Origin of the sequence: Actinomadura logoneensis (genome assembly GCF_003428695.1) — a bacterium.
Taxonomy (GTDB): domain Bacteria; phylum Actinomycetota; class Actinomycetes; order Streptosporangiales; family Streptosporangiaceae; genus Spirillospora; species Spirillospora logoneensis.
The window spans coordinates 1-20,442 of the sequence record NZ_QURH01000314.1 but is presented as its reverse complement, the minus strand read 5'-3'; the positions used below and the strand labels follow the sequence as shown (position 1 = coordinate 20,442).

Annotated in this window: 22 protein-coding genes; 14 read left to right on the top strand and 8 right to left on the bottom strand. The window is 72.1% G+C overall.

The window, feature by feature from the left end:
* Together DZF91_RS19515 and DZF91_RS19510 are read left to right on the top strand one after the other, a co-directional pair.
* A partial coding sequence (locus DZF91_RS19515) for a sensor histidine kinase (RefSeq protein ID WP_147341226.1) occupies positions 1–749 on the top strand: 749 nt, incomplete at its 5' end.
* Complete coding sequence (locus DZF91_RS19510) at positions 746–1,402, top strand: response regulator (protein ID WP_117358892.1); 657 nt, start codon at positions 746–748, stop codon at positions 1,400–1,402. The genes DZF91_RS19515 and DZF91_RS19510, both read left to right, overlap by 4 nt.
* On the opposite strand, the gene DZF91_RS19505 is transcribed toward DZF91_RS19510, so the two are convergent.
* The gene (locus DZF91_RS19505; RefSeq protein ID WP_117358891.1) at positions 1,369–2,271 is read right to left on the bottom strand and encodes a LysR family transcriptional regulator; all 903 of its coding nucleotides are present in this window, start codon (positions 2,269–2,271) and stop codon (positions 1,369–1,371) included. The two genes, DZF91_RS19510 and DZF91_RS19505, sit on opposite strands and share 34 nt — an antisense overlap.
* Positions 2,272–2,351: 80 nt before the next feature.
* Here DZF91_RS19505 and DZF91_RS19500 point away from each other — a divergent pair, with 80 nt between their 5' ends.
* Complete coding sequence (locus DZF91_RS19500; RefSeq protein ID WP_235834420.1) at positions 2,352–3,563, top strand: MFS transporter; 1,212 nt, start codon at positions 2,352–2,354, stop codon at positions 3,561–3,563.
* A gap of 139 nt (positions 3,564–3,702) precedes the next feature.
* Here the strand turns inward: DZF91_RS19500 and DZF91_RS19495 are convergent, their stop codons facing one another.
* The gene (locus tag DZF91_RS19495; protein ID WP_147341225.1) at positions 3,703–4,395 is read right to left on the bottom strand and encodes a hypothetical protein; all 693 of its coding nucleotides are present in this window, start codon (positions 4,393–4,395) and stop codon (positions 3,703–3,705) included.
* An 88-nt stretch (positions 4,396–4,483) separates the two neighbouring features.
* Between DZF91_RS19495 and DZF91_RS19490 the strand changes: the two genes are divergently transcribed.
* Positions 4,484–4,918, top strand: coding sequence for a nitroreductase family deazaflavin-dependent oxidoreductase (locus tag DZF91_RS19490; protein ID WP_117358889.1), 435 nt, complete (start codon positions 4,484–4,486; stop codon positions 4,916–4,918).
* Between the two features lie 20 nt (positions 4,919–4,938).
* Here DZF91_RS19490 and DZF91_RS19485 read toward each other — a convergent pair whose 3' ends face one another.
* The 4 genes from DZF91_RS19485 to DZF91_RS19470 all read right to left on the bottom strand — a co-directional run bounded on the left by DZF91_RS19485 (position 4,939) and on the right by DZF91_RS19470 (position 7,937).
* Complete coding sequence (locus DZF91_RS19485) at positions 4,939–5,604, bottom strand: TetR/AcrR family transcriptional regulator (RefSeq protein WP_117358888.1); 666 nt, start codon at positions 5,602–5,604, stop codon at positions 4,939–4,941.
* A 193-nt stretch (positions 5,605–5,797) separates the two neighbouring features.
* Complete coding sequence (locus DZF91_RS19480; protein ID WP_117358887.1) at positions 5,798–6,406, bottom strand: TetR/AcrR family transcriptional regulator; 609 nt, start codon at positions 6,404–6,406, stop codon at positions 5,798–5,800.
* A gap of 12 nt (positions 6,407–6,418) precedes the next feature.
* Positions 6,419–7,234, bottom strand: coding sequence for an aggregation-promoting factor C-terminal-like domain-containing protein (locus DZF91_RS19475; RefSeq protein WP_147341224.1), 816 nt, complete (start codon positions 7,232–7,234; stop codon positions 6,419–6,421).
* A gap of 151 nt (positions 7,235–7,385) precedes the next feature.
* On the bottom strand, positions 7,386–7,937 hold the full coding sequence (locus tag DZF91_RS19470; RefSeq protein WP_235834419.1) for a MarR family winged helix-turn-helix transcriptional regulator: 552 nt from the start codon (positions 7,935–7,937) through the stop codon (positions 7,386–7,388).
* 238 nt (positions 7,938–8,175) lie between these two features.
* Here DZF91_RS19470 and DZF91_RS19465 point away from each other — a divergent pair, with 238 nt between their 5' ends.
* Genes DZF91_RS19465 through DZF91_RS19425 form a run of 9 tightly spaced genes read left to right on the top strand, consistent with a single transcriptional unit; the run spans position 8,176 to position 17,919 of the window.
* Positions 8,176–8,979, top strand: coding sequence for an MlaE family ABC transporter permease (locus tag DZF91_RS19465; RefSeq protein ID WP_117358885.1), 804 nt, complete (start codon positions 8,176–8,178; stop codon positions 8,977–8,979).
* A gap of 21 nt (positions 8,980–9,000) precedes the next feature.
* Positions 9,001–9,855: an ABC transporter permease gene (locus tag DZF91_RS19460; RefSeq protein ID WP_117358884.1), complete on the top strand. Its 855-nt coding sequence runs from the start codon at positions 9,001–9,003 to the stop codon at positions 9,853–9,855.
* Complete coding sequence (locus DZF91_RS19455; protein ID WP_117358883.1) at positions 9,852–10,943, top strand: MlaD family protein; 1,092 nt, start codon at positions 9,852–9,854, stop codon at positions 10,941–10,943. Before DZF91_RS19460 ends, DZF91_RS19455 begins: the two co-directional genes overlap by 4 nt.
* The gene (locus DZF91_RS19450) at positions 10,940–12,016 is read left to right on the top strand and encodes an MCE family protein (protein ID WP_117358882.1); all 1,077 of its coding nucleotides are present in this window, start codon (positions 10,940–10,942) and stop codon (positions 12,014–12,016) included. The genes DZF91_RS19455 and DZF91_RS19450 overlap by 4 nt, the downstream gene beginning before the upstream one ends.
* Positions 12,017–12,019: 3 nt before the next feature.
* On the top strand, positions 12,020–13,084 hold the full coding sequence (locus DZF91_RS19445) for an MCE family protein (protein WP_117358881.1): 1,065 nt from the start codon (positions 12,020–12,022) through the stop codon (positions 13,082–13,084).
* Positions 13,084–14,238 (top strand): MCE family protein, encoded by a 1,155-nt coding sequence (locus tag DZF91_RS19440; RefSeq protein WP_117358880.1) that lies wholly within the window; start codon positions 13,084–13,086, stop codon positions 14,236–14,238. Before DZF91_RS19445 ends, DZF91_RS19440 begins: the two co-directional genes overlap by 1 nt.
* Complete coding sequence (locus tag DZF91_RS19435) at positions 14,238–15,413, top strand: MCE family protein (RefSeq protein WP_117358879.1); 1,176 nt, start codon at positions 14,238–14,240, stop codon at positions 15,411–15,413. Before DZF91_RS19440 ends, DZF91_RS19435 begins: the two co-directional genes overlap by 1 nt.
* Positions 15,410–16,723 (top strand): MlaD family protein, encoded by a 1,314-nt coding sequence (locus DZF91_RS19430; RefSeq protein ID WP_117358878.1) that lies wholly within the window; start codon positions 15,410–15,412, stop codon positions 16,721–16,723. Before DZF91_RS19435 ends, DZF91_RS19430 begins: the two co-directional genes overlap by 4 nt.
* A 29-nt stretch (positions 16,724–16,752) precedes the next feature.
* Positions 16,753–17,919, top strand: coding sequence for a prolipoprotein diacylglyceryl transferase (locus DZF91_RS19425; protein WP_117358877.1), 1,167 nt, complete (start codon positions 16,753–16,755; stop codon positions 17,917–17,919).
* A gap of 93 nt (positions 17,920–18,012) precedes the next feature.
* On the opposite strand, the gene DZF91_RS19420 is transcribed toward DZF91_RS19425, so the two are convergent.
* Positions 18,013–18,900: a TauD/TfdA dioxygenase family protein gene (locus DZF91_RS19420; protein WP_117358876.1), complete on the bottom strand. Its 888-nt coding sequence runs from the start codon at positions 18,898–18,900 to the stop codon at positions 18,013–18,015.
* Positions 18,901–19,092: 192 nt separating this feature from the next.
* The gene (gene rpsD, locus DZF91_RS19415; RefSeq protein WP_117358875.1) at positions 19,093–19,701 is read right to left on the bottom strand and encodes a 30S ribosomal protein S4; all 609 of its coding nucleotides are present in this window, start codon (positions 19,699–19,701) and stop codon (positions 19,093–19,095) included.
* 67 nt (positions 19,702–19,768) lie between these two features.
* On the opposite strand from rpsD, the gene DZF91_RS19410 reads away from it, so the two are divergent.
* Positions 19,769–20,442 (top strand): hypothetical protein (locus DZF91_RS19410; RefSeq protein ID WP_117358874.1); only part of this gene is annotated, 674 nt, incomplete at its 3' end.

Below are 20,442 nucleotides of genomic sequence, written 5' to 3'. Positions count from 1 at the left end.
CCGCGGCCGTCCTCGCGCCCGTCGCCGCCGGGGCCGGGGCCGTGCGGTGGGCGCGCGCCCGCGCCGAACGCCAGACCGCCGCCGAGCGGACCATCGGCGCGACCCTGCTGGAGAACACCGCCAAGAGCGAGCGCGCCCGCATCGCCCGCGAGCTGCACGACGTCGTCGCGCACCACATCTCGATGATCGCCGTCCAGGCCGAGACCGCCCGCCTCGCCACCCCCGGCCTGCCCGCCGACGGTGCGAAACGCCTGCTCGGCATCGGCGACACCGCCCGCGCCGCGCTCACCGAGATGCGCCGCCTCCTCGGCGTCCTGCGCGAGGACGCCGGGGAGGGCGAGCAGGCCGCGCGCAGGCCGCAGCCCGGCCTCGCCCAGCTCGTCGAGCTGGTGGACGAGGCGCGCGCGACGACCGGCTCGGCCGTCCGCCTCATCGTCAGCGGCTCGGTCGCCGCGCTCGACCCCGGCGTCGAACTCACCGCGTACCGGATCGTCCAGGAGGCCCTGACGAACGCCCGCCGCCACGCGCCCGGAACCGCCGTCGACATCGAGCTGCACTACGCCTCCGACGCCCTCCGGCTGCGCGTCCGCGACCTCGGGCCGGGGCCGCGCGACGACGTCCGGCCCGACGCGCACGGCCTGCTCGGCATGCGCGAACGCGCCGCGACCGTCGGCGGCGAACTGCGCACCGGCCCCGCGCCCGGCGGCGGATTCCTCATCGAGGCGACCCTTCCGGGACGGCCCGCATGACCAGCATCCTCGTCGCCGACGACCACGAGATCGTCCGCTCCGGATACGCCGCCCTCCTCGGCACCCAGCCGGACTTCACCGTCGTCGGCACCGCCGCCGACGGCGCCGAGGCCGTCCGGCTGTGCGCGACGCTGCGGCCCGACATCGTGCTCATGGACGTCCGGATGCCCGGCACCGACGGCATCGAGGCCACCGAACGCCTCCGCGCCGCCGACCACACCCCCCGCGTCCTCATCCTCACCACCTTCGAGCTGGACGAGTACGTCTACGACGCGCTCGCCGCCGGCGCCAGCGGCTTCCTGCTCAAGGACGTCACCGCCGAACGCCTCTTCGAGGCCGTCCGCGTCGTCGCCGCCGGGGACGCCCTCCTCGCCCCGGGCGTCACCCGCCGCCTGGTCGAGGAGTTCGCCCGCTCGCGCCGCCGCCCGAGGACCGCCCCGTCCGCGCTCGCCGCGCTGACGCCGCGCGAGACCGAGGTGCTGCGCGCGATGGCGGAGGGCCTGTCCAACCCGGAGATCGCCGCCGCCCTGGTGGTGAGCGAGGAGACGGTGAAGACGCACGTCAGCCGCATCCTCGGCAAGCTCGGCCTGCGCGACCGCACCCAGGCGGTCATCGCCGCCTACGAGTCCGGCCTCGTCGTCCCGGGCGGCTGAGGCTCGACGTCGAGGAAGCGCAGGAACGCGGCGGCGGGCGGGCTCGGCCGGTGCCGGGACCAGATCAGGCGCTCGACCCGGCCCGGCGCGTCCCGCACGCACAGCGTCCGGACGCCCCGCAGCCGGTGCGCGTAGTTCGCCGGGAGCATCCCGACCGCCAGGCCCTGCCGGATGATCTCCGCGATGAACTCGGGCGAGGTCACCTCGAACGCCACGTCCCGCTGGACGTCGGCCGCCGCGAACGCCTGGTCGGACTGCGAACGGCCGATCGTGCCCGCCGCGAAGTCCACGAACGTCTCGTTCGCCAGGGACGCCAGGTCGGTCTCGGCCTCGTCCGCGAGCCGGTGGTCGGGCGCGACGACCGCGACCAGGTTGCCGTGCTCCAGCTCCCGGTCGCTGACGCCCCTCGGGATCGTCCCGGGCAGCAGGCCGAGGAACCCGATGTCCAGCGAACCGTCCCTGACCTGCTCGATCAGCTCCTCGCTGATCCCCGCGCGCAGTGTGATCCGCACCTGCGGGTAGCGCTCCCGGTACCGCTTGAGCAGGGACGGCAGGTCCACGGCCGCGACCGTCGTGATCGCGCCGATCGCGAGCCGTCCCCGGATCTCCCCGGACGCCGCCGCCACCTCCGCGCGGGCCCGTTCCGCCGCGTCCAGCGCCTGCCGCGCCGCGGGCAGGAACGCCTCCCCGGCGGGCGTCAGCCGCACCCGGCGGCTCGTCCGCTCGAACAGCAGCGCGCCGAGCTCCCGCTCCAGCCGCGCGATCTGGTGCGACAGCGCCGACTGGACGACCCGGCAGCGCTCCGCCGCCCGGGTGAACCCGCCCTCCTCGGCCACCGCGACGACGTAGCGCATCTGCTGAAGGTCCATCGGATCAATCTACAATCGCGATTGATCCGATGAAAAGAATGCGTTGGACTCATCAATGGGTCAGGCCGCATCCTCGTGCCATGGCGATCATGACTCAGCGGCCCGCGGCACAGCGGGCGGCGGCCGAGGGCTCCGGCCTCAGCCGCGGACTCCTGCTCCTCATGGCGGTCGCGACCGGACTCACGGTGGCGTCCAACTACCTCCCCCAGCCCCTCCTCCACCTCATCGGCGGCTCCCTCGGCCTCAGCACCGGCATGGCCGGGCTGATCGTCACGGCCGCGCAGGTCGGCTACGGCATCGGCCTGTTCCTCCTCGTCCCGCTCGGCGACCTCTTCGAGCGCCGCCGCCTCGCGGTCTCCCTCTACCTCCTCACCGCCGGGTTCCTGCTCGTCTCCGCCGTCGCCCCCAACGGCGCGGTGCTGCTCGTCGGCACGGCCCTCACGGCACTGGCCTCGGTCGCCGCGCAGGTCGTCGTCCCGTTCGCCGCGTCCCTGGCCGCCCCGGCCGAGCGCGGACGCGTCGTCGGCACCGTGATGATGGGCCTGCTCCTCGGTGTCCTGCTCGCCCGCACCATCTCCGGCGCGCTCGCCGAACTCGGCGGCTGGCGCACCGTCTACTGGGTCCAGGCCGGGCTGATGCTGCTCATGGCCGTCCTGCTCCGCCGCAACCTGCCGACCCTGCACACCCCGGCCGGCATGAGCTACCCGAAGCTGCTCGGCTCCATCGCCACCCTCATGCGCGAACTGCCCGTCCTGCGCTGGCGGATGGCCGTCGGCGCGCTGTCCTTCGCCGCCTTCTCCGCCCTCTGGACGTCCCTGACCTTCCTGCTCTCCAGCGACGCCTACGGCTGGAGCGAGGGCGCCATCGGCCTCATGGGCCTGTTCGGCGCGCTCGGCTCGGTCGTCGCCAACATCGCCGGACGCCTCGCCGACCGGGGCCGCGTCCAGCTCGTCACCGGCGTCGGCGCCGTCGTCTACCTCGTCTCCTGGCTGCCCCTCGCGCTCGGCGGACACAGCCTCGCCTGGCTCATCGTCGGCATCGTCGCCCTGGACATGGCCCAGCAGGCCCTGCTCATCAGCAACCAGAACGTCGTCTACGCGCTGCGCCCCGAGGCCCGCAACCGCATCAACTCGGCCTTCATGACCGGCAACTTCGTCGGCGGCGCCGCTGGCTCCGCCCTCGCCTCGCTCGCCTGGACGCACGGCGGCTGGTCCTCCGTCGCCATCCTCGGCGCGGCCCTCTCCACCGCCATGCTCGCCGCCTGGCTCCTCGAGCGCCTCACCACCCGGTGACCCCCGATGAGGCCAAGGCCCCACCCGCCCCGATGTAGCAACCCCCCCAACCTGGCCCCCAAACCGCGGCGCTGCAACCCGGATCCCACCGGACCGCAGCGCCGCTCGGCATATGTCCGCCACCAGCGCCGACCCGGCCTCAGCTGGGCCAGTCCGCGTCAATGACGATGTCGGTTCCCTTCCAGGACGAGCGGATCCTGACGTACGTCCTGCCGAGCCGTTCCTCCATCGGGTCGGCTTCCAGGAAGCGCCCCCAGCGGTGCACGGCCTCGCGGGCGACACTTCCGGCCTCGTCGACGTCGGCCCGGGAGTCCGGCCCGGTCTCCGAGATCTCTCCCACCAGACGCCACCGGCCTTCTTCAGTCCGGTCGGGGACGTGCCAGGAGAGCACCGGGAGATCGTTCTCGGCCAGCTCGCCGAGCGTCGCCAGGAGGCGGGCCTGGGCGTGCCGGGTCTCCTCGGCCGCGTCCCCCGTCAACGGCGGGGGAGTCCAGGCCGCGGGTCGGCGTCCGAACCCGCTCCGCCACCGGGGCGCGGCCCCGAAGAGGGCGAGGCCGATCCCGTCCCGCCCGGACGACGCGGAGAACTCCACCACCCGAGGTGTCCGCTCCGAGCTCAGTGAAAGCCCCAGGTGCCCGGCCCAGGGCATGAGGTGCGCCCGGACCCTCCGCGCCCGTGGAGCGAGGATGAACCCGGTCAGCTCGACTTGGTGCGTGGACGCCCCGTCCCCGATCGTCCAGTGCAGCGGCGGCAGGTCGTCCTGCAGGAACCCGGCGAGCAGCCGGACCGCCCGCGCCTGATGGACGAGCGCCTCACGAAACTCACGATCCACGTCCCCACCCAACACCCAACGTGCGAGCGAAACCGCTCGGGACCGCGTCGGCCCTGACCGTACGCCGCTCGCGGGGCAGGATGGAGGGATGAAGGACGCGCTGCTTCCTCGGTCGCTCGCCCGGTTCAACCGGATCGTCACCAATCCGCTGCAAGGACTCTGGGCCCCCTACCTGCCGCCCTACGCGGTGATCGTGCATCGCGGGCGGACGTCCGGGCGGGAGTACCGGACGCCCGTGCTCGCCTTCCGCCACGGCGGCGAGCTCGTGGTCGGGCTTCCCTACGGGGCGGGCAGCGACTGGGTGCGCAACGTGCTCGCGGCGGGGGAGGCCGGGGTCGAGCGGCTCGGACGGCTGCGGCGGCTGGAGAACCCCCGCGTGCTCGACGCCGACACCCCGCCGGCCGAGCTGCCCGGCGTCGCGCGGCGGCTCGTCCGGTACATGGACGTGCTCGTCGCCGACATCCGGCGCGGTAGGCACGCCGACATCCGGCGCGGTAGGCACGCCGACATCCGGCGCGGTTGACACGCCGACATCCGGCGGGTTTAGGACGCGGCGGAGCCGAAGGATGTGGGCCCGAACATCGGGGTGATGCCCGCCACGATCCGCCGGATCATCGGGCGCTGCTCGGCGGGCGTCCGGCCGCGCAGGTCGAGCACCGGGTCGATGCCGTCGTAGTACGGGGCCAGCGCCAGGAACGGCAGCGTCATCAGCAGGAACGACGCCAGCACGTCCACGTCCGCGTCCGGGTGGATGTCGCCGCGCTCCTGCCACAGCTTCAGCGCCGGGTCGATGACCTGCAGGTAGTGCTGGTTCGCCGTCTCGCGGATCACCGACCGGACGCCGTTGTCGAGCTCGAAGTTGGTCGCCGCCGTCACGCCGCGCTCCAGCGGATGGTCGGCGTAGTACTCCGACCACTCGCAGAGCGTGTCGAACAGCCAGCCGTCGAAGGGCTGGTCGAAGTCGAGCCGCGCGATGCGCCGCTCCATCTCCTCGCGGATCCGCCGGGACGTCTCGTCGCAGACGAACCCGAAGAACTCCAGCTTGTCGCGGAAGTACTGGAACAGCGAGCCCTTGGCGATGCCCGCCTCGCGGGCGATGGTGTTCAGGCTCCCGGTCGAGTAGCCGTGTTCGCCGAACTCGCGCATCGCCGCCTCGAGCACCCTCTCGCGCTTGGCGACGTTCAGGCGGAACCATGTGGAAGTCGGCATCGGCCGTCGGCTCTCCGAAATGATCACAGGGGGTGTCAGATCAGGGTGACGCGACGGTCAGCGTAACCGTCCCGCCAGGTGTGCGGCACCCGATCCCCGATCTTCGGCATCGCCCTGCCACAGGGGCTTCCCGCGATTCTCGCCCGCCGCCCGCGGCGGGGTCCGCGTCGTCGCAGGTAGGCGCGTTCCGGACTCAGCCGGCCAGCCGCAGCAGGATGCGCAGGACCTCGTCGATGATCTCCGTGGCGGCGGCCGGGGAGTCCGCCAGCGCGATCTCCCGGCCCGCCTCGCCGATGACGGTGGTCAGCACCATGCTGAGCACGGACGTGGCGCTGTCGCCGCCGTCCTCGCGGGGGAGCAGCAGCCGCGTGTTGCGCTCGATCCAGCGCTGCGCCCGGCTCCGCCGCATCAGCGAGAAGCCGGACGGCCCCTCCCCGGCGTGGAACAGCCGCGCCGCCGCGCGCCGCTCCCAGCACGTCTCCAGGTAGCCGCGCGCGCCCGCGACGAACAGCGCGATCGGGTCGTCCTCGCCGGACGCGCGGGCCGCCGACACGGCCTCGGCGGCGCGGGACTCCTGCTCGCCGCTCAGCTCCTCCCACAGCGCCAGGTACAGCCCGGCCTTCCCGCCGTAGTGGTGGTACAGGCTCCCGACGCTGATCCCGGACCGCTCGACGATCTCGGCGATGCCCGCGTCCGCGTAGCCGCGGTCGGCGAACACCTCCTGCGCGGCGTCCAGCAGCGCGCGCCGGGTGGCGTCCGCGCGCGCCCACTGCCGGGACGCCGGCGCCCCACCGTTGTGCATCGTCCGATGCTCTCAGTACCAGTGGTGCGCCGACCACCACGACCAGGCGCCGCAGGGGTCGTGATACCGAGCCTTGATGTAGGCCAGACCCCAGGCGATCTGCGTGGGCGAGCTGGTCTTCCAGTCGGGGCCGGCGTCGGCGAGCTTGTCCGGGGGCAGCGCCTGCGGGATGCCGTACGCGCCGCTGGACGGGTTGGTCGCGTGCTCGTCCCAGCTCGACTCGTGCTCCCAGAGGGTTTCGAGCGAGTCCCAGCAGCGGCCCCAGCCCTTCATGGCGCTCATCTTCCTGCCCCACGCCTTGTTCTGCTTGGCGCTCGGGTTGGACTTCGCCAGCCGCTCGCGCTCCTGCTGCAGCTTGAGCTGCGCGCGCGCCTTGGCGTCCCGCTTGGCCTTCTCCCGCAGCGCCTTCAACTCGCGCTGCTGCTGCTCGTAGGCGTTCTTCTTCGCCTGCGCGATGACGCCCGCGGCGACGGGGTCCATGCTGGACGACGACAGCTTGGCGAGCATGTCGTTGGTCGAGTACGCGCCGCCGTCGGCGGCCTGCGGCGGCTCGCCCGGGCCCATCCACTTCGGGATCACCCACACCATCGCGCCGAGCATCGCGGCGATGCCGACGACGGTGATGGTCACGTTGTGGGTGAGGACGCGCCAGGCCCGGCGCACCCTGCCGGGCGGGCGCTCCCACGGGTTCGCGTCGTTCGGGTACTCCGCCGGATGCTCGTCCGAGCGCTCCGGTGCGCGCCTGGCGGAGCGTCCGGACGAGCGTCGTCCACGGCGCCGCGGCGGGCGGGACGAGGACGGCGGGGGACTCGTTCGGGTCGGTGCCATGCCCAATACCTTGCCTCAAGGTCACGGCGGGATGTTCGCCGAACCCCGGGGTACGGCCCCTGTGTCGCCACCCTCACACCGTCCGGACGACCGGTCCGGGCCTGCGGGAACCCCGCTGCCGAGCGTCGCGGACCCGCCGCCCGGCGGGGCGTCAGACCTCCAGGTCGCCCGCCGCCAGGCGCATCGGCTGGAGCGATTCGAACAGCGGACGGTAGAGCCCGGCGAACTCCCCCAGGGGACCGTCCGGCGACTCCAGGGCGAGGTTCACCCGGCCCGCCAGGTCCCGTCCGGACGGGGTGACGAGGACGAGGGTGGCGCGCCGGTCCCGCGGGTGCCGGGAGCGGGAGACCAGGCCGTCGGCCTCGAGCTGGTCGACGGTCAGCTTCACCGACGTCGGGTGCAGCATCAGGAACCGGCCGAGCGTGCTGAGGCGGGCGCGTCCGGTGGACGTCAGGGCGAGCGTGGTGAGCAGGAAGAACCCGGTGCGGCTGAGGCCGCTCTTCTCCAGCTCGTCGTCCAGCGCCTTGCGGATGAGCTGGTAGAGGCGGCCGATCGAGCAGATGGCCATGAACGGCCACGGCTGGCCGGGCAGGCCCTGGCCGTCCCAGCGGTCGTGGATGCCGGTCACGAGCGGGTCGGCCGGCGGCCCGTCCGGACCGGGCCCGTCCGGGCCGGTCGGGAGGCCGTCGAGGTGTTGGTGCACCTGAAGATCCTAACCGGGGACGGCGGGTGAAGTAAGTACTCGCTTCTTAGAGCTTTCTCCCATAGAGTGCTCCAGATCACAGGCGGTGCCGGTGTGTCCGTGTGATGCTGCTGCCACCTGTGTGCCCGACCGGACCGAACAGTGCTCCACGACCAGTGCTCCGTCGGACGGACCCCCGCCGTCCGAGACACCCCAGGAGGCACGACATGCTCCGTCGCCCCGGCCCCCCGGGGGCGAGATGGCCCTGAGCCTCACCGCCGTGCCGGACCTCGCCCGCCGCCGCGCCGCCCGGGCGCTGGACGAGACCGGCCTGCTGTGCGTCACGTTCCTGGAGGGCCTGCGCCGCACCTGGGACGTGCGGCAGTGGTGGGGCGAGTTCATCGAGCAGTGCTGGTTCCTCGCCCGGGTCACCTCCATCCCGGTCATGCTCATCGCGATCCCCCTCGGCGCGACGATCTCGCTGCAGGTCGGGGACATCGCGCGGCAGCTCGGCGCGGCGTCGGCGACCGGCGCGCTGCTCATCGCCGCGATGGTCCAGCAGGTCGCGCCGCTCGCCGCCGCGCTGCTGGTGTCCGGCGTCGGCGGCTCGGCCATCACCTCCGACATGGGCGCCCGCAACATCCGCGACGAGCTCGCGGCCATGGAGGTCATGGGCATCAACCCGATCCACCGCCTGGTCACCCCCAGGCTGTGGGCGGCCAGCACGGTGGCGGTCCTGCTCGCCTCGGTGGTGATCATCGCCGGGACGCTGGGCGGCTACTACTTCAACGTCATCCAGCAGGGCGTCAGCCCGGGCGCGTTCTTCGACGGCGCGACGACGCTCCTGCAGTTCTCCGACCTGGTGATCACCCTGGTCAAGGCGTGGGTGTTCGGCTTCATCGCCGCCGCGGTCGCCTGCTACATGGGCATGAACTGCGACTACGGGCCGGTCGGCGTCGGGCGGGCGGTGAACCGGGCGGTCGTGGTCACCTCGATCGTGGTGTTCGCCTCGAACTACATCCTCACCACGCTCTACCAGGTTCTCTTCCCCCCGAGGTTCTGAATGTTCCCCCCGAGGTACTGAATGGTCGCCCTCTCCCCGGTCCGGCGGATCGGCCGCGCGGTGCGCGGCCGGACGGCGGGCATGGCCGCCTCGTTCAACCTGCCGGTCTTCCTCGGCCGGGTGCTGTACGGGCTGCTGTTCGACATCGTGCTGCGGCGCAAGTACGGCCGGACGCTGGCCAAGCAGGTCAGCGACATCACCGTCGGCGTCGGCGCGCTGGTGATCGGCGGCGGCATGATCTTCGTGATCGCGACGATGTCGCTGGCCACCGGCGCGATCGTCGGGCAGCAGAGCTTCCCCGGGCTGTCGCGGATCGGCGCGGAGGCGTTCACCGGCCTGGTCGCGTCCTACTCCAACGTCCGCGAGGTGACCCCGATCATCGCGGGGGTCGCGCTGGTCGCGCAGGTCGGGACGAGCTTCACCGCCGAGATCGGCGCGATGCGGATCTCCGAGGAGATCGACGCGCTGGAGGTCATGGGCATCAACTCGCTGGTGTACCTGGTGTGCACGCGCGTCGCGGCCGGCGTCATCGCCCTGGTGCCGCTCTACCTGGTGTCGCTGTTCATGGCGTTCTGGGCGACCCGGTTCATCTCGGTCGCGGTCTACGGCCTGTCGCCCGGCATCTACGACTACTACTTCCACCTCTACCTGCCGCCGATCGACGTGTTCTACAGCGTGGTGAAGGTGGCGGTCTTCGCGTTCATCGTCATGTTCGTCCACTGCTACCGCGGCTACCACGCGGCCGGCGGACCGGTCGGCGTGGGCGTCGCGGCCGGACGCGCGATCCGGGAGTCCACGATCCTCATGATCCTGATGAATCTGCTGCTCAGCTACATCTTCTGGGGACACGGCGGCACGGTGAGGCTGACCGGATGAGCGACGAGACCCTCTCCCGCCGCACCCGGACGATGTTCGGCGCGGCCGGCGCCGGGGCGCTCGCCGCCGCGGTCGCCGCTCTGACGCTCGGCGCGACCCAGTCCCACCCCGGCTCGACCTACTACACCGCCGAGTTCCACCGCGCGGGCCAGGGCCTGGACCCCGGCAAGTCGGACGTGAAGATCCGCGGCATCACGGTCGGGACCGTCCAGAAGGTGAGCCTCGGCCGCGACGGCCGGGTGTCGGTGCGGATGCGCGTCGACAAGGGCGTGCGGCTCGCGCGGACGACGACCGCGCGGATCGAGCCGGTGTCGGTGTTCGGGCCGAAGGACCTCGTCCTCGACCTCGGCGCGCAGGAGACCACCGGCCCGTACCTGCACGACAACGCCGACCTCGGCGAGGGGAAGGACCCGGTCGAGCTGTCCGACACCGCGTGGCCCGCCTACAACCTCACCAAGGCGATCAACCCCGACGACCTGGCCACCATCCTGCACAGCCTGTCCGGCGGGCTGGACGGCCAGGGGCCCGCGCTGCGCCGCGCCCTGTCCAACGGCGCGAAGGTCATCGACGCGACCGACCAGGACCGGGCGCAGCTCAGGACGATCATGGACAACGTCGCCGGGCTCGCCCCCACGCTCGCCTCGCGCGGCGGGACGGTCAACGGGATCGTCGGCGACGTCAACCGGGTCTCGCCCGTCGTCTACGGCCGTCCCGACAAGATCGACCAGATCCTCGCCGGCACGAGCGAGCTGACCGGACGCGTCGGCGACTCGCTGCGCGGCCACGGCGGCAACATCGGGCGGTTCGTGGACGGCGCGGCCGACGCGGCGCACGTCGTGCACGGCCAGCAGAGGAACATCCCGGTGCTGCTGGACGACCTGAACGGCTTCTTCACCCTGCTGGTGAAGGTCATCAAGGTGCCCGGCCCGAACGGCACGATGATCGCCAACGTGGTCGGCCCGCTGCCGCTCGACCCCTGCAAGGTGTTCATCGACGTGTGCCCCAAACCGCCGACCACCACGGTCTTCGACCAGAAGGCCAACACCGACCAGCCGGCCGACGGGCTCAAGCGGGTGATGCGCCCGTGAGCCCCCGCGGCGCGCGCCGGACCGGGCGCGGACCCGACTACGCCACCACCGCCAAGTTCCTGGCGTTCGTCGCGGTCACCGGCCTGCTGACGTTCTTCATCGGGCAGCAGATCCTCGGCGCCAGCTTCAACGACCGGTACCGGCTGACCGCCGAGTTCGACGACGTCACCGGCCTGCTCACCGGCGACCAGGTGAAGATCGCCGGGACGCCGGTCGGGCAGGTGAAGGACATCAAGGTGGTGCGCGGGCGGGCCGTCGTCCGGATGGCGGTGGACAAGGACGCGCGGGTCCCCGACGACTCGACCGCCGCGATCCGCTGGCGCAACGTCCTCGGCCAGCGCGTGGTCTACCTCGAACCCGGGCAGAGCCGGACGATGCTGCACGCGGGCGCGCGCGTCCCGCACACCCGCTCGGCCGTGGACCTCGGCGAGATCGTCAACGCCGTCCAGCCGCTGGTCAACAACCTCGACCCGAACCAGATCAACCGCATCCTGTTCGCGCTGTCGGAGGCGCTGGACGGCAACGAGACCGCGATCAACACGATGATCACCAACCTGGACGGTCTGCTGCGGACGTTCGGCTCCCGCAAGGCGACCATCCAGCAGATGATCAAGGATTACTCGGCCGTGACCGACGCCGTGGCCGTCCGGGACCGGCAGATCGCGCAGAGCATCGACAACCTGCGCGACCTCGCCCGCGTGTTCGCCGCCAACCGGACCGTGCTGGAGAACGCCGTCGTGCAGGTGTCCGGGGTGACCACCAACCTCAACGCGGTGCTCGGCGGCAACGACGCCCAGCTCGCCCGGATCATCGACAACCTCGGCCGGTTCAGCGGCACGTTCCGGATCAACGTGGACCAGCTCGAGAAGATGGTGCGGACGCTGCCCGTCCCGCTCCGGCAGCTTTTCGCGACCACCAACGGCGGCCACTTCCTGCGCACCGACGTCATGTGCCTGAACCTCGTCGAGGGACCGTGCCCGTTCCCGATGCGGCTGCCGCACCAGCCGGGCAACCCCGGCCCGACCAAGCAGGACCTGGCGACACTCAAGTCGATCCTGAACGGGGGGCGGTGACCGATGCCGCTGTTCCCTTCGCTGCGCGACGTCAACCAGAAGCTCGTCGCCGTCGGCACGCTCGCCGTCATCGGCGCGGGCTGCGTGTTCGCGTTCGCCGTCGGCCAGCTGCACCTGTTCGACCGCGGCTACACCATGAGCGGCGTGTTCGCCGACACCGCCGGGATCAAGAAGGGCCAGGACGTCCAGGTCGCGGGCGTGAAGTCGGGCCGGATCACCGGCGTCCGCCCCGACTTCCGGACCGGGACCGTCATCGTCACCTGGCACGTGAACCGGGGCATCGACCTCGGTCCCGACACCCACGCCGCGATCGAGACGACCACCCTGCTCGGCGGGCGCTACCTGCGGCTGAGCGGCCCGGTCGTCCGGCCCTACATGGCGAGCCTGCCCGAGTCGCGGCGGCGCATCCCGCTCTCCCGCACCAGGGTGCCGTTCACCGTCCCCGACGCGCTGCAGAGCGCCAACGGCATCATCGGACGGCTGGACGAGAGGTCCATCGACCGGCTGCTGACCGAGATGGCGAAGATCAAGTCGCCGAACGCGGCGAAGCTGAACGAGATGCTCCGCAACGTCCAGTCGCTGTCGCGGGCGCTGAACGACTCTTATCCGGAGGTCGAGAAGCTGGTCGAGGGGTCCAGGACGATCACCGCGACGCTCGCCGCGAAGGAGGGGCGGCTGCGCGAGATCATCGACAACAGCCGCGTCCTGCTGCGCGTCCTGGTCGAACGCCGCGACCAGCTCGCCGCCACCGTCGGGCAGGGCAGCCGCACCGTCCGGACGCTGTCGAACACGATCTCCCGCAACCAGCGGCAGCTCGACACCCTGCTGGACAACCTGCACCTGCTGACCACCCGGCTCGCGCCGAACATGGACGTCCTCAACACCGACCTCTCGCTGCTCGGGCCGACCTTCGCGGGCGTCGCCAACGTGCGCGGCAACGGCAAGTGGATCGAGGGCGTGCTGACCGGTCTCGGCCCGCTCCAGCCCGACGGCCCGATCTCCACCCGCATCGACCCGCCCGGCGGGAAGCCGGCCGACCGGACCGGAGCGCAAGGGGGAGGGAACTGATGGCCCGCCGCGATCCCGCGCTCGGCCGCGAACAGGCCTTCGGCCGCGAACACCCGCTCGGCCGCGAACACCCGCTCGGCCGCGGACACACGTCCGGCCGGAGACGCGCGCTGGGCCGCAGACGCGCGCTCGCGGGTGCCTGCGTCGCGCTGACGGCCGTCCTCGGCGGCTGCTCCCTCGTCCCCACGGGGCCCGGCGGCGACCGCGAGATGACCGTGTACCTGCCGAAGGCCCGCTCCTTCTACAAGGAGTCCAAGGTCAAGATCATGGGCGCGGACGTCGGGTCGGTCGACTCGGTGCAGACCGACGGCGACCGGGTCCGGGTCCGCTTCCACATCTCCCGGAACGTGCCGCTGCCCAAGGGCGTGCAGGCGTCGATCGTCCCGCTGAACCTGGTCGGCGAGCGCAACCTCGTCCTGCATCCCGCGTGGAAGCCGGGCGAGGCGAAGGAGACCTCCGACGTCATCCCGATCGAGCGGACGAGCGTCCCGGTCGAGGTGGACGACGCGCTCAGCTCCTTCACCAACCTCGCCCGGGCGCTCGACCCGACCAAGGTGGGGCCCGCGCTCGACCAGACCGCGACCTCGTTCAACGGCAACGGCAGGACCTTCAACGCGACGCTGGAGGAGAGCGCCCGGCTCGTGCAGAACGTCGCGGGCCAGGACAAGAACCTCATCGCCGTCGCGAGCAACCTGCACCGGCTCGCCGGGGTCGTCCGAGGCCGCGAGCAGGTCCTCGGCGAGATGATCCAGGACTTCAGCGCCGCCAGCCGCGTCCTGGCGGGCGAGCGCGGCGAGATCCAGGACCTCGTCCGCGGCCTGGTCGACCTCGCCCGCAACGGCAAGACGCTGCTGGACAAGTACCAGGGGCAGCTCCCGTCGGACCTGGCCGTCCTCACCCGCGTCGCGCTGATCCTCAAGGGCAACTCGGCGCGGATCGCCCAGCTCGTCAAGGCGCTGCCGAACCTGAGCGGCGCGCTCATCAACGGCTACAACCCGAAGAACAAGTCGCTGCAGATCCGGGTCGCGACCGACGCCTTCCTGCGGACGTGGCTCAAGTCGATCCTCCGCGACGATGACGTCGGCTGCCCGCTTCCCAAGCCGAACTCCAACTGCCCCTGGCCGGGCTCGGGGAACCTCACCGGAGGCCACTGATGCACCGGAGGCGACTGACACACGGCAGGCCCCTGACACACGGCAGCGCGCTGGCCCGCGGGCGCGCGGTGGCGGGGCTGCTCCTCGCCGCGGCGCTGGCGCTGACCGGGTGCTCCTTCCAGACCTTCGGCGCGCCCAAGGGCAAGGTCCACCTGGTCGCGGACTTCGACGACGCGCAGGGCCTGGTCGCCGGGCACAGCGTGCAGATGTCGGACGTCAAGATCGGCACGGTGCTGTCGGTGCGGCGGGACGGCTACAAGGCGAAGGTCACCATGGCGATCATGGACCGGTACCGGCTGCCGCAGGGCACCCGGGCCGAGATCAAGGTGACCTCGCTGCTCGGCGAGAACTACGTGGACATGATCCTGCCGCCCGGCGGCAGCATGGACCGCGGCCCCTACCTCGCCAACGGCGCCCGCATCGAGAACGCCACCGTCCAGCCCGCGTTCGAGCAGGTCGTCGGGCAGACCGGGCCGCTGCTGAAGTCGCTGGCGGGCAACGACCTCGCGACCATCGTGAACGCGGGCGCGCAGGCCCTGGACGGCCAGGGCCACAAGCTCAACAGGACCGTCCGGCAGACCTCGGACCTGGTGCGGCTGTTCGCCGAACAGCGCGCCGAACTCGGCGAGTCCGTCGACCAGTTCGCCCGGCTCGGCCGCTCCCTCGCGGAGGGCAGGGACGCGCTCGGCCGGGCGCCGGGCGAGATCGCGAAGACCACGGCGCTGCTGAACAAGGACAAGGACAAGATCCTCGGCACGCTCGACCGGCTCACCTACGCCGCCGCCGAGCTCAACGACAAGGTCCTGGCCGGACGCGTCGCCACCTTCCGGCGGCTGCTGAACGACGTGGACCCGATCATCGCCGAGCTCGGCAAGGACCGCGCCCGCCTCACGAGCCTCGTCAACGGCCTGGTCGCCTTCGAGGAGAAGCTGCCGCTGGCCAGCTACGACGGCACGCTGATGATGTACCCGGTCCTCAAGGTCGTCTGGCCGGACGGCACGCCCGTCTTCCCCGGCCTCCGCCCGCCGTCCGCCGCCGGCGCGGGCGGCAGGGGAGGCAAGGACGGCAAGGGCGGCAAGGGAGGCGGGAAGGGCACGAACCCGACCAGCGTGCTCCCGCCCAAGATCCGCGAGGCGTTCCCCGACCTCGACTCCCTGCTGGAGCCGCCCCGATGAACAGGCGAATCGCGATCAACCTGGGGGTGTTCGCCGCCCTCGCGGTGGTCATGACGGTGTGGGCGTTCACCAACGTCGTCCGCTTCGACGCGATCGACCGTCCGTACCACCTGACCGTGGAGTTCGAGTCGTCGCCGGGCCTGCACCCGAACTTCGAGGTCGACTACCTGGGCGTGCGCGTCGGGCACATCCAGCGGGTGGAGCTCGGCAAGGACCGGGTGGTCGTGCGGCTCGGCATGGACCGGGGCGTGAAGATCCCGCAGGGCGCGACGGCCGCCGCGGCGCGCAAGTCGGCGGTCGGCGAGCCGGTCGTCGAGCTGACGCCCGCGCCCGGCATGGGGCACGCCGCCCCGATGCGTCCGGGCACGGTCATCCCGAAGTCGAAGACGACCGTCCCGCCCAAGTACAGCGACCTGTTCGCGGCCGTCCTGCAGACGCTCAAGGCGGTCAAGCCCGAGGACGCCCGCATCATCACGCGCGAGCTGGCCGCGGGCTGGTCCGGCCGCCAGGACTCCTTCCGCCAGATCATCCAGGGCGGCGACCAGCTCGCCGGGACGTTCGCGCAGAACACGCAGATGCTGGACGGCCTGGTCAAGGACCTCAGCCGTATCTCGACCGTCCTGAACCAGAACCGGTCCGCGCTCGGCGAGGGCGTGGACAACCTCGCCGCGCTGACCGGCGCGCTCAGCGAGGTGCGCGGCGAGCTGGCCGAGCTGCGCGACCGCGGCCCCGGGCTGCTCGGCTCGTTCAACACCCTGCTCGACAGGAGCGGCGCCGACATCGACTGCATGGTCGACAACCTCGGCACGCTGGACTTCAAGCGGCACGACCCGCGGATCCTCACCCACCTCGGCGAGATCTTCCAGCTCGCGCCGCGGCTGCGGACCGTGCTGAACGGCATCATCGGGCAGCACCAGGGGCAGACGGTGCTGAACGTGGCGTTCATGTTCACGCTCAAGACGCAGGCGGCGCTGGAGTACCGGTACCCGCAGCCGCAGCCGCAGGTGACGACCCCGCCGACGTGCCCCGGCGGACGGGTGCCGGGTGTCGTCGCGCAGAAGCCCTACAAGGGGAAGAGCCCGGGGGACACGCTGCCGGCGCACGATCCCGCGCTCGACCGGCCGTCGTCCATCGACGCCAGGAACGCCGCGGGGCACAGCGGAAACCCTTCATCCGGGCCGCCCGCTTGGCTAGTGTACGTCCCCCCGGTCGTCGCCCTTCTGGTGTTGGTCAGGGTGATGATGGGCTCGGTGCCCGCGATGTCCCGCCTGTCCCGCCTGCCCCGGCCGCGCCGCCGCCGCAGGAAGTGAGTTCATAGTCCCCCCGAGGAGTACTCCAAGTGACTGCGAAGACCACCAGCAACGCCGGTAAGGACGAGGCCGCGGACGAGGCGGTGGAGTCCGGACCCGGGGAGGTGGCCGCCGGGGCCGGGCAGGAGGCCGGGCACGAGGAACGGGAGACCGCGCACGAGGAGACCGGCCAGCAGGAGACCGGGCGCGAGGAGCGGGAGGCCGCCCGGGAGGCGCCGGCGAAGCCCGCCGCCAAGCGGAAGCGGCGCGTCCGCGTCATCGAGGTCATCGAGGACGAGGACGACCTGGACGAGGTGCTGGCCGCCATCGAGTCGGGCGAACTCCTCGCCGACGAGACCGGGACAGGGGCCGACGCCGGATCCGAGGCCGCGACCGAGCGCAAGACGGAGAGCGGGGCCGCCGCGAAGGCCAAGCCGAAGCCGGTCGTCGTCGAGGAGCCCGACGACGACGAGACCGTCGAGGCCGACGAGGCTGAGAAGGCCGCCGACAAGCCGGTGAAGGCGCGCCGGCCGGAGCGGTCCTCCGGCGACAGCGACGGCGACGGCGGTGACGATGACGGCGGATCCGCCTCCCGCGCCGGTTCCTCGCGGGGCGGCTTCGCCATGAGCCGCAACGCCGCGATCGTCACGGTGGTGGTCGTCGCACTGCTCGCGAGCTTCGGCATCTGGCAGTGGACGAAGGCGTCGAAGCTGTCGGGGGACGAGCGCGCCCGGGACGAGGTGGAGAAGTCGGCCGCCGCGTTCGGCGACGCCGTGCTCAGCTACAACTCGTCCAACTACCAGGACCGCATGGAGAAGGTCCAGAAGATGCTCGCGGGCGATCTGCTCGACCTCTACAAGCGGTGCACCGTCCCGAACCTGACCGACGGCTTCAAGGCCAACTCGTCGCTGTCGTTCTCGTCCAAGACGACCAAGGTGTTCGTCGGCGACGTCAACGGCAAGTTCGCGACGGCGACGGTCGCGACCGACATCACGCTGCAGAGCAGCCAGGGTTCGACGTCGGCTCCGGCGAGCCTGATCCGGCTGTCGCTGGTGAAGAGCGACGGCACGTGGAAGGTGACGCAGCAGTTCCCGTCCGGGGTGAACCAGCAGAGCAGCGACTGCTCCAGCTCGGGTCAGATCCCCGTCGCCCCGAACGGCCAGTCCGGCAACGGCGGCAAGCCGTCCGCGACGCCGTCGGCCAAGCCGAGCAACTGACGCGGGCCGGGCCGCACCGGGCGGTCCACGCCCGAGGCGGTCCCCACGGGAGGACCGCCTCCGGTGGGGACCGCCGCTGTGGGGCGCGGGACGTCAGAGGTAGCGGGCGGCGGCCTTCTCGGCGGGCGCGTCCGCGCCGGTGACGCCGCCCGGCCCCTTCGGGACGCCGTCGTCGATCTCCGCGGGGCAGTTGATCGTGACGCGGTGCATCTTGCGGCGCTGGGTGTAGTCGGCGACGGCGTAGTGCTGGGTCGGGCGGTTGTCCCAGAACGCGAGCGTGCCGACCCGCCACTTCAGCCGGACCTGGAACTGCGGGTCGCGGACGGCGTCGAACAGCAGCGGCAGCAGCGCCTCGTTCTCGCGCCGCGACAGCCCGATGAGCCGCGTCACCGACGAGCGGTTCACGTACAGGGCCTTGCGGCCGGTCTCGGGGTGGATGCGCACGACCGGGTGGACGGACGGCGGGTTCTTCTCCTGCATGGCGCGCAGGTCCATGCGGTGGCCCTTGTCGATGGCCTTGGTGACCGACATCGTCAGGTCGTGCTCGGCGTACAGCTCGTCGCAGAGCCGCTGGAGCCAGGGTGCGAGCGAGTCGTAGGCCATGTACATGTTGGCCCAGAGGGTGTCCCCGCCGACCTCGGGCAGCATCACCGCGCGCAGCAGCGACCCCATCGGCGGGACCTTCATGAAGGTGTTGTCGCTGTGCCACTGGTCGCCGCCCTCGCCCTTGGGGTCGGTCTGGTCCAGGACGTGGACGGGGCTGCCGGAGGTGTCCATCGGCGGCATGTTCGCCGTGCCGAACTGCCTGGCGAACGCGACGTGCTCCTCGTCGCTGATGTGCTGCTCGCGGAAGAACAGCACCATGTGCTTGAGCAGGCCCTCCCGCAGGGTCTGGACCTGCTCCGCGTCCAGGGGCTTGCCGATGTCGACGCCGCTCACCTCGGCGCCGATGTTCGCGGTCATGGGCTGGAACTCGATCATGTCCTGGTGCCTCCATCGGGCGGTGGGAGGGCGGCCGGTGCGGCGGCGCGCGAGCCAAGCAATCGCTAGGTTGACTTTAACCGATGGAGGTGGACGCCTGTCCAGGGGGACGGGACCGCGGGGCCGGCGGCGCGAACCGCCGCCGGCGCGCGGGGGAGCCGGGAGTCCGGGGGAAGGGGAGGGAGGGGACGGTCAGCGGGAGTAGTGCTCGACGACGAGCTGCTCGTCGCAGACGACCGGGATCTCGCGGCGCTCGGGCAGCCGGGACAGCCGCGCGGTCAGCGCGTCGTGCACGACCTCCAGATAGGGAGGGACGTTCTCGGCGTGCGCGCCCGCCGCCGCCACCTGGAACGGCTCCATCGAACGGCTGCGCTCGGCGATCTGGACCACGTCGCCGGGGCGGAGCTGGAAGGACGGCCGGTCCACCCGGCGGCCGTTGACCAGGACGTGCCGGTGCACCACGAACTGCCGGGCCTGGTAGATCGTCCGGGCGAAGCCGGCGCGCAGGACCGTCGCGTCCAGCCGGCGCTCCAGGTCGACGATCAGGGCCTCGCCGGTCTTGGCGCCCTTGACCTTGGCGGCCTTGGCGAAGGCGTTGCGGAGCTGGGCCTCGCGGATGTTGTACTGCGCGCGCAGCCGCTGCTTCTCGCGCAGCCGGATCTTGTAGTCGGACTCGTTCTTGCGGGTGCGCCCGTGCACGCCGGGCGGATAGGGTCGCGCCTCGAAGTACTTCACGGCCTTCGGCGTGAGCGGCAGGCCGAGGGCACGGGAGAGACGGACCTTCGGCCCGGTGTTGTCCATGGTTGACCTCCTGACGTGGGACGTGCTTACTTAGGTAAGGCTAACCTACATAGTCAAGGAGGTCGGAATGCACGAGGCGGGCACCGGCGCACGGGAAACCTCGCGGCCCCACGGCGCGCCGCACGGCGGCCCCACCGCCGCCGAACGCGCCCGGACGGCCGCCTACGGCATCGCCGGCGCCGTCCTGGTCGCCCCCGGCGTCCCCTACGACCCCGTGCCCGCGCACGTCACGGACGACAACGGCGCGCCCCTGCTGTTCATGCCCCGCCGGTCGCCCACCGTGGCCGCCCTCACAGGACTGGACGACCTGCCCGCCACGCTGCGGATCAGCGACGTCGCGCCCGTCCCGCTCGCCGACCGGGTGCGCGGACGCGCCTGGCTGCACGGCTGGGTGTCGGAGGTGCCCGCCGAGGGACGCGGCGCCGCCGCCGACCGGCTCGCCCGCCTCCACCCCCGGCCCGAGCTGCTGGACCTCGTGGCCGACGACCCCGGCGACGGCGACTGGACGGTCCTCACCATGGACCTCGCCGAGATCGAGATCGTGGACGCCTGGGGCGCCGCCGACCTCGACCCGGACGAGTACCGGGCCGGACACCCCGACCCGTTCGTGGCGGTCGAGGCGGGCGTGCTGGGCCACCTGGACGGCGCGCACCGCGCCGAGCTGGCCCGGCTCGTCCCCGGCGCGGAGCCCGGCCGGGTCCGCCCGCTGGCGCTCGACCGGCACGGCCTGTGGCTGCGCGC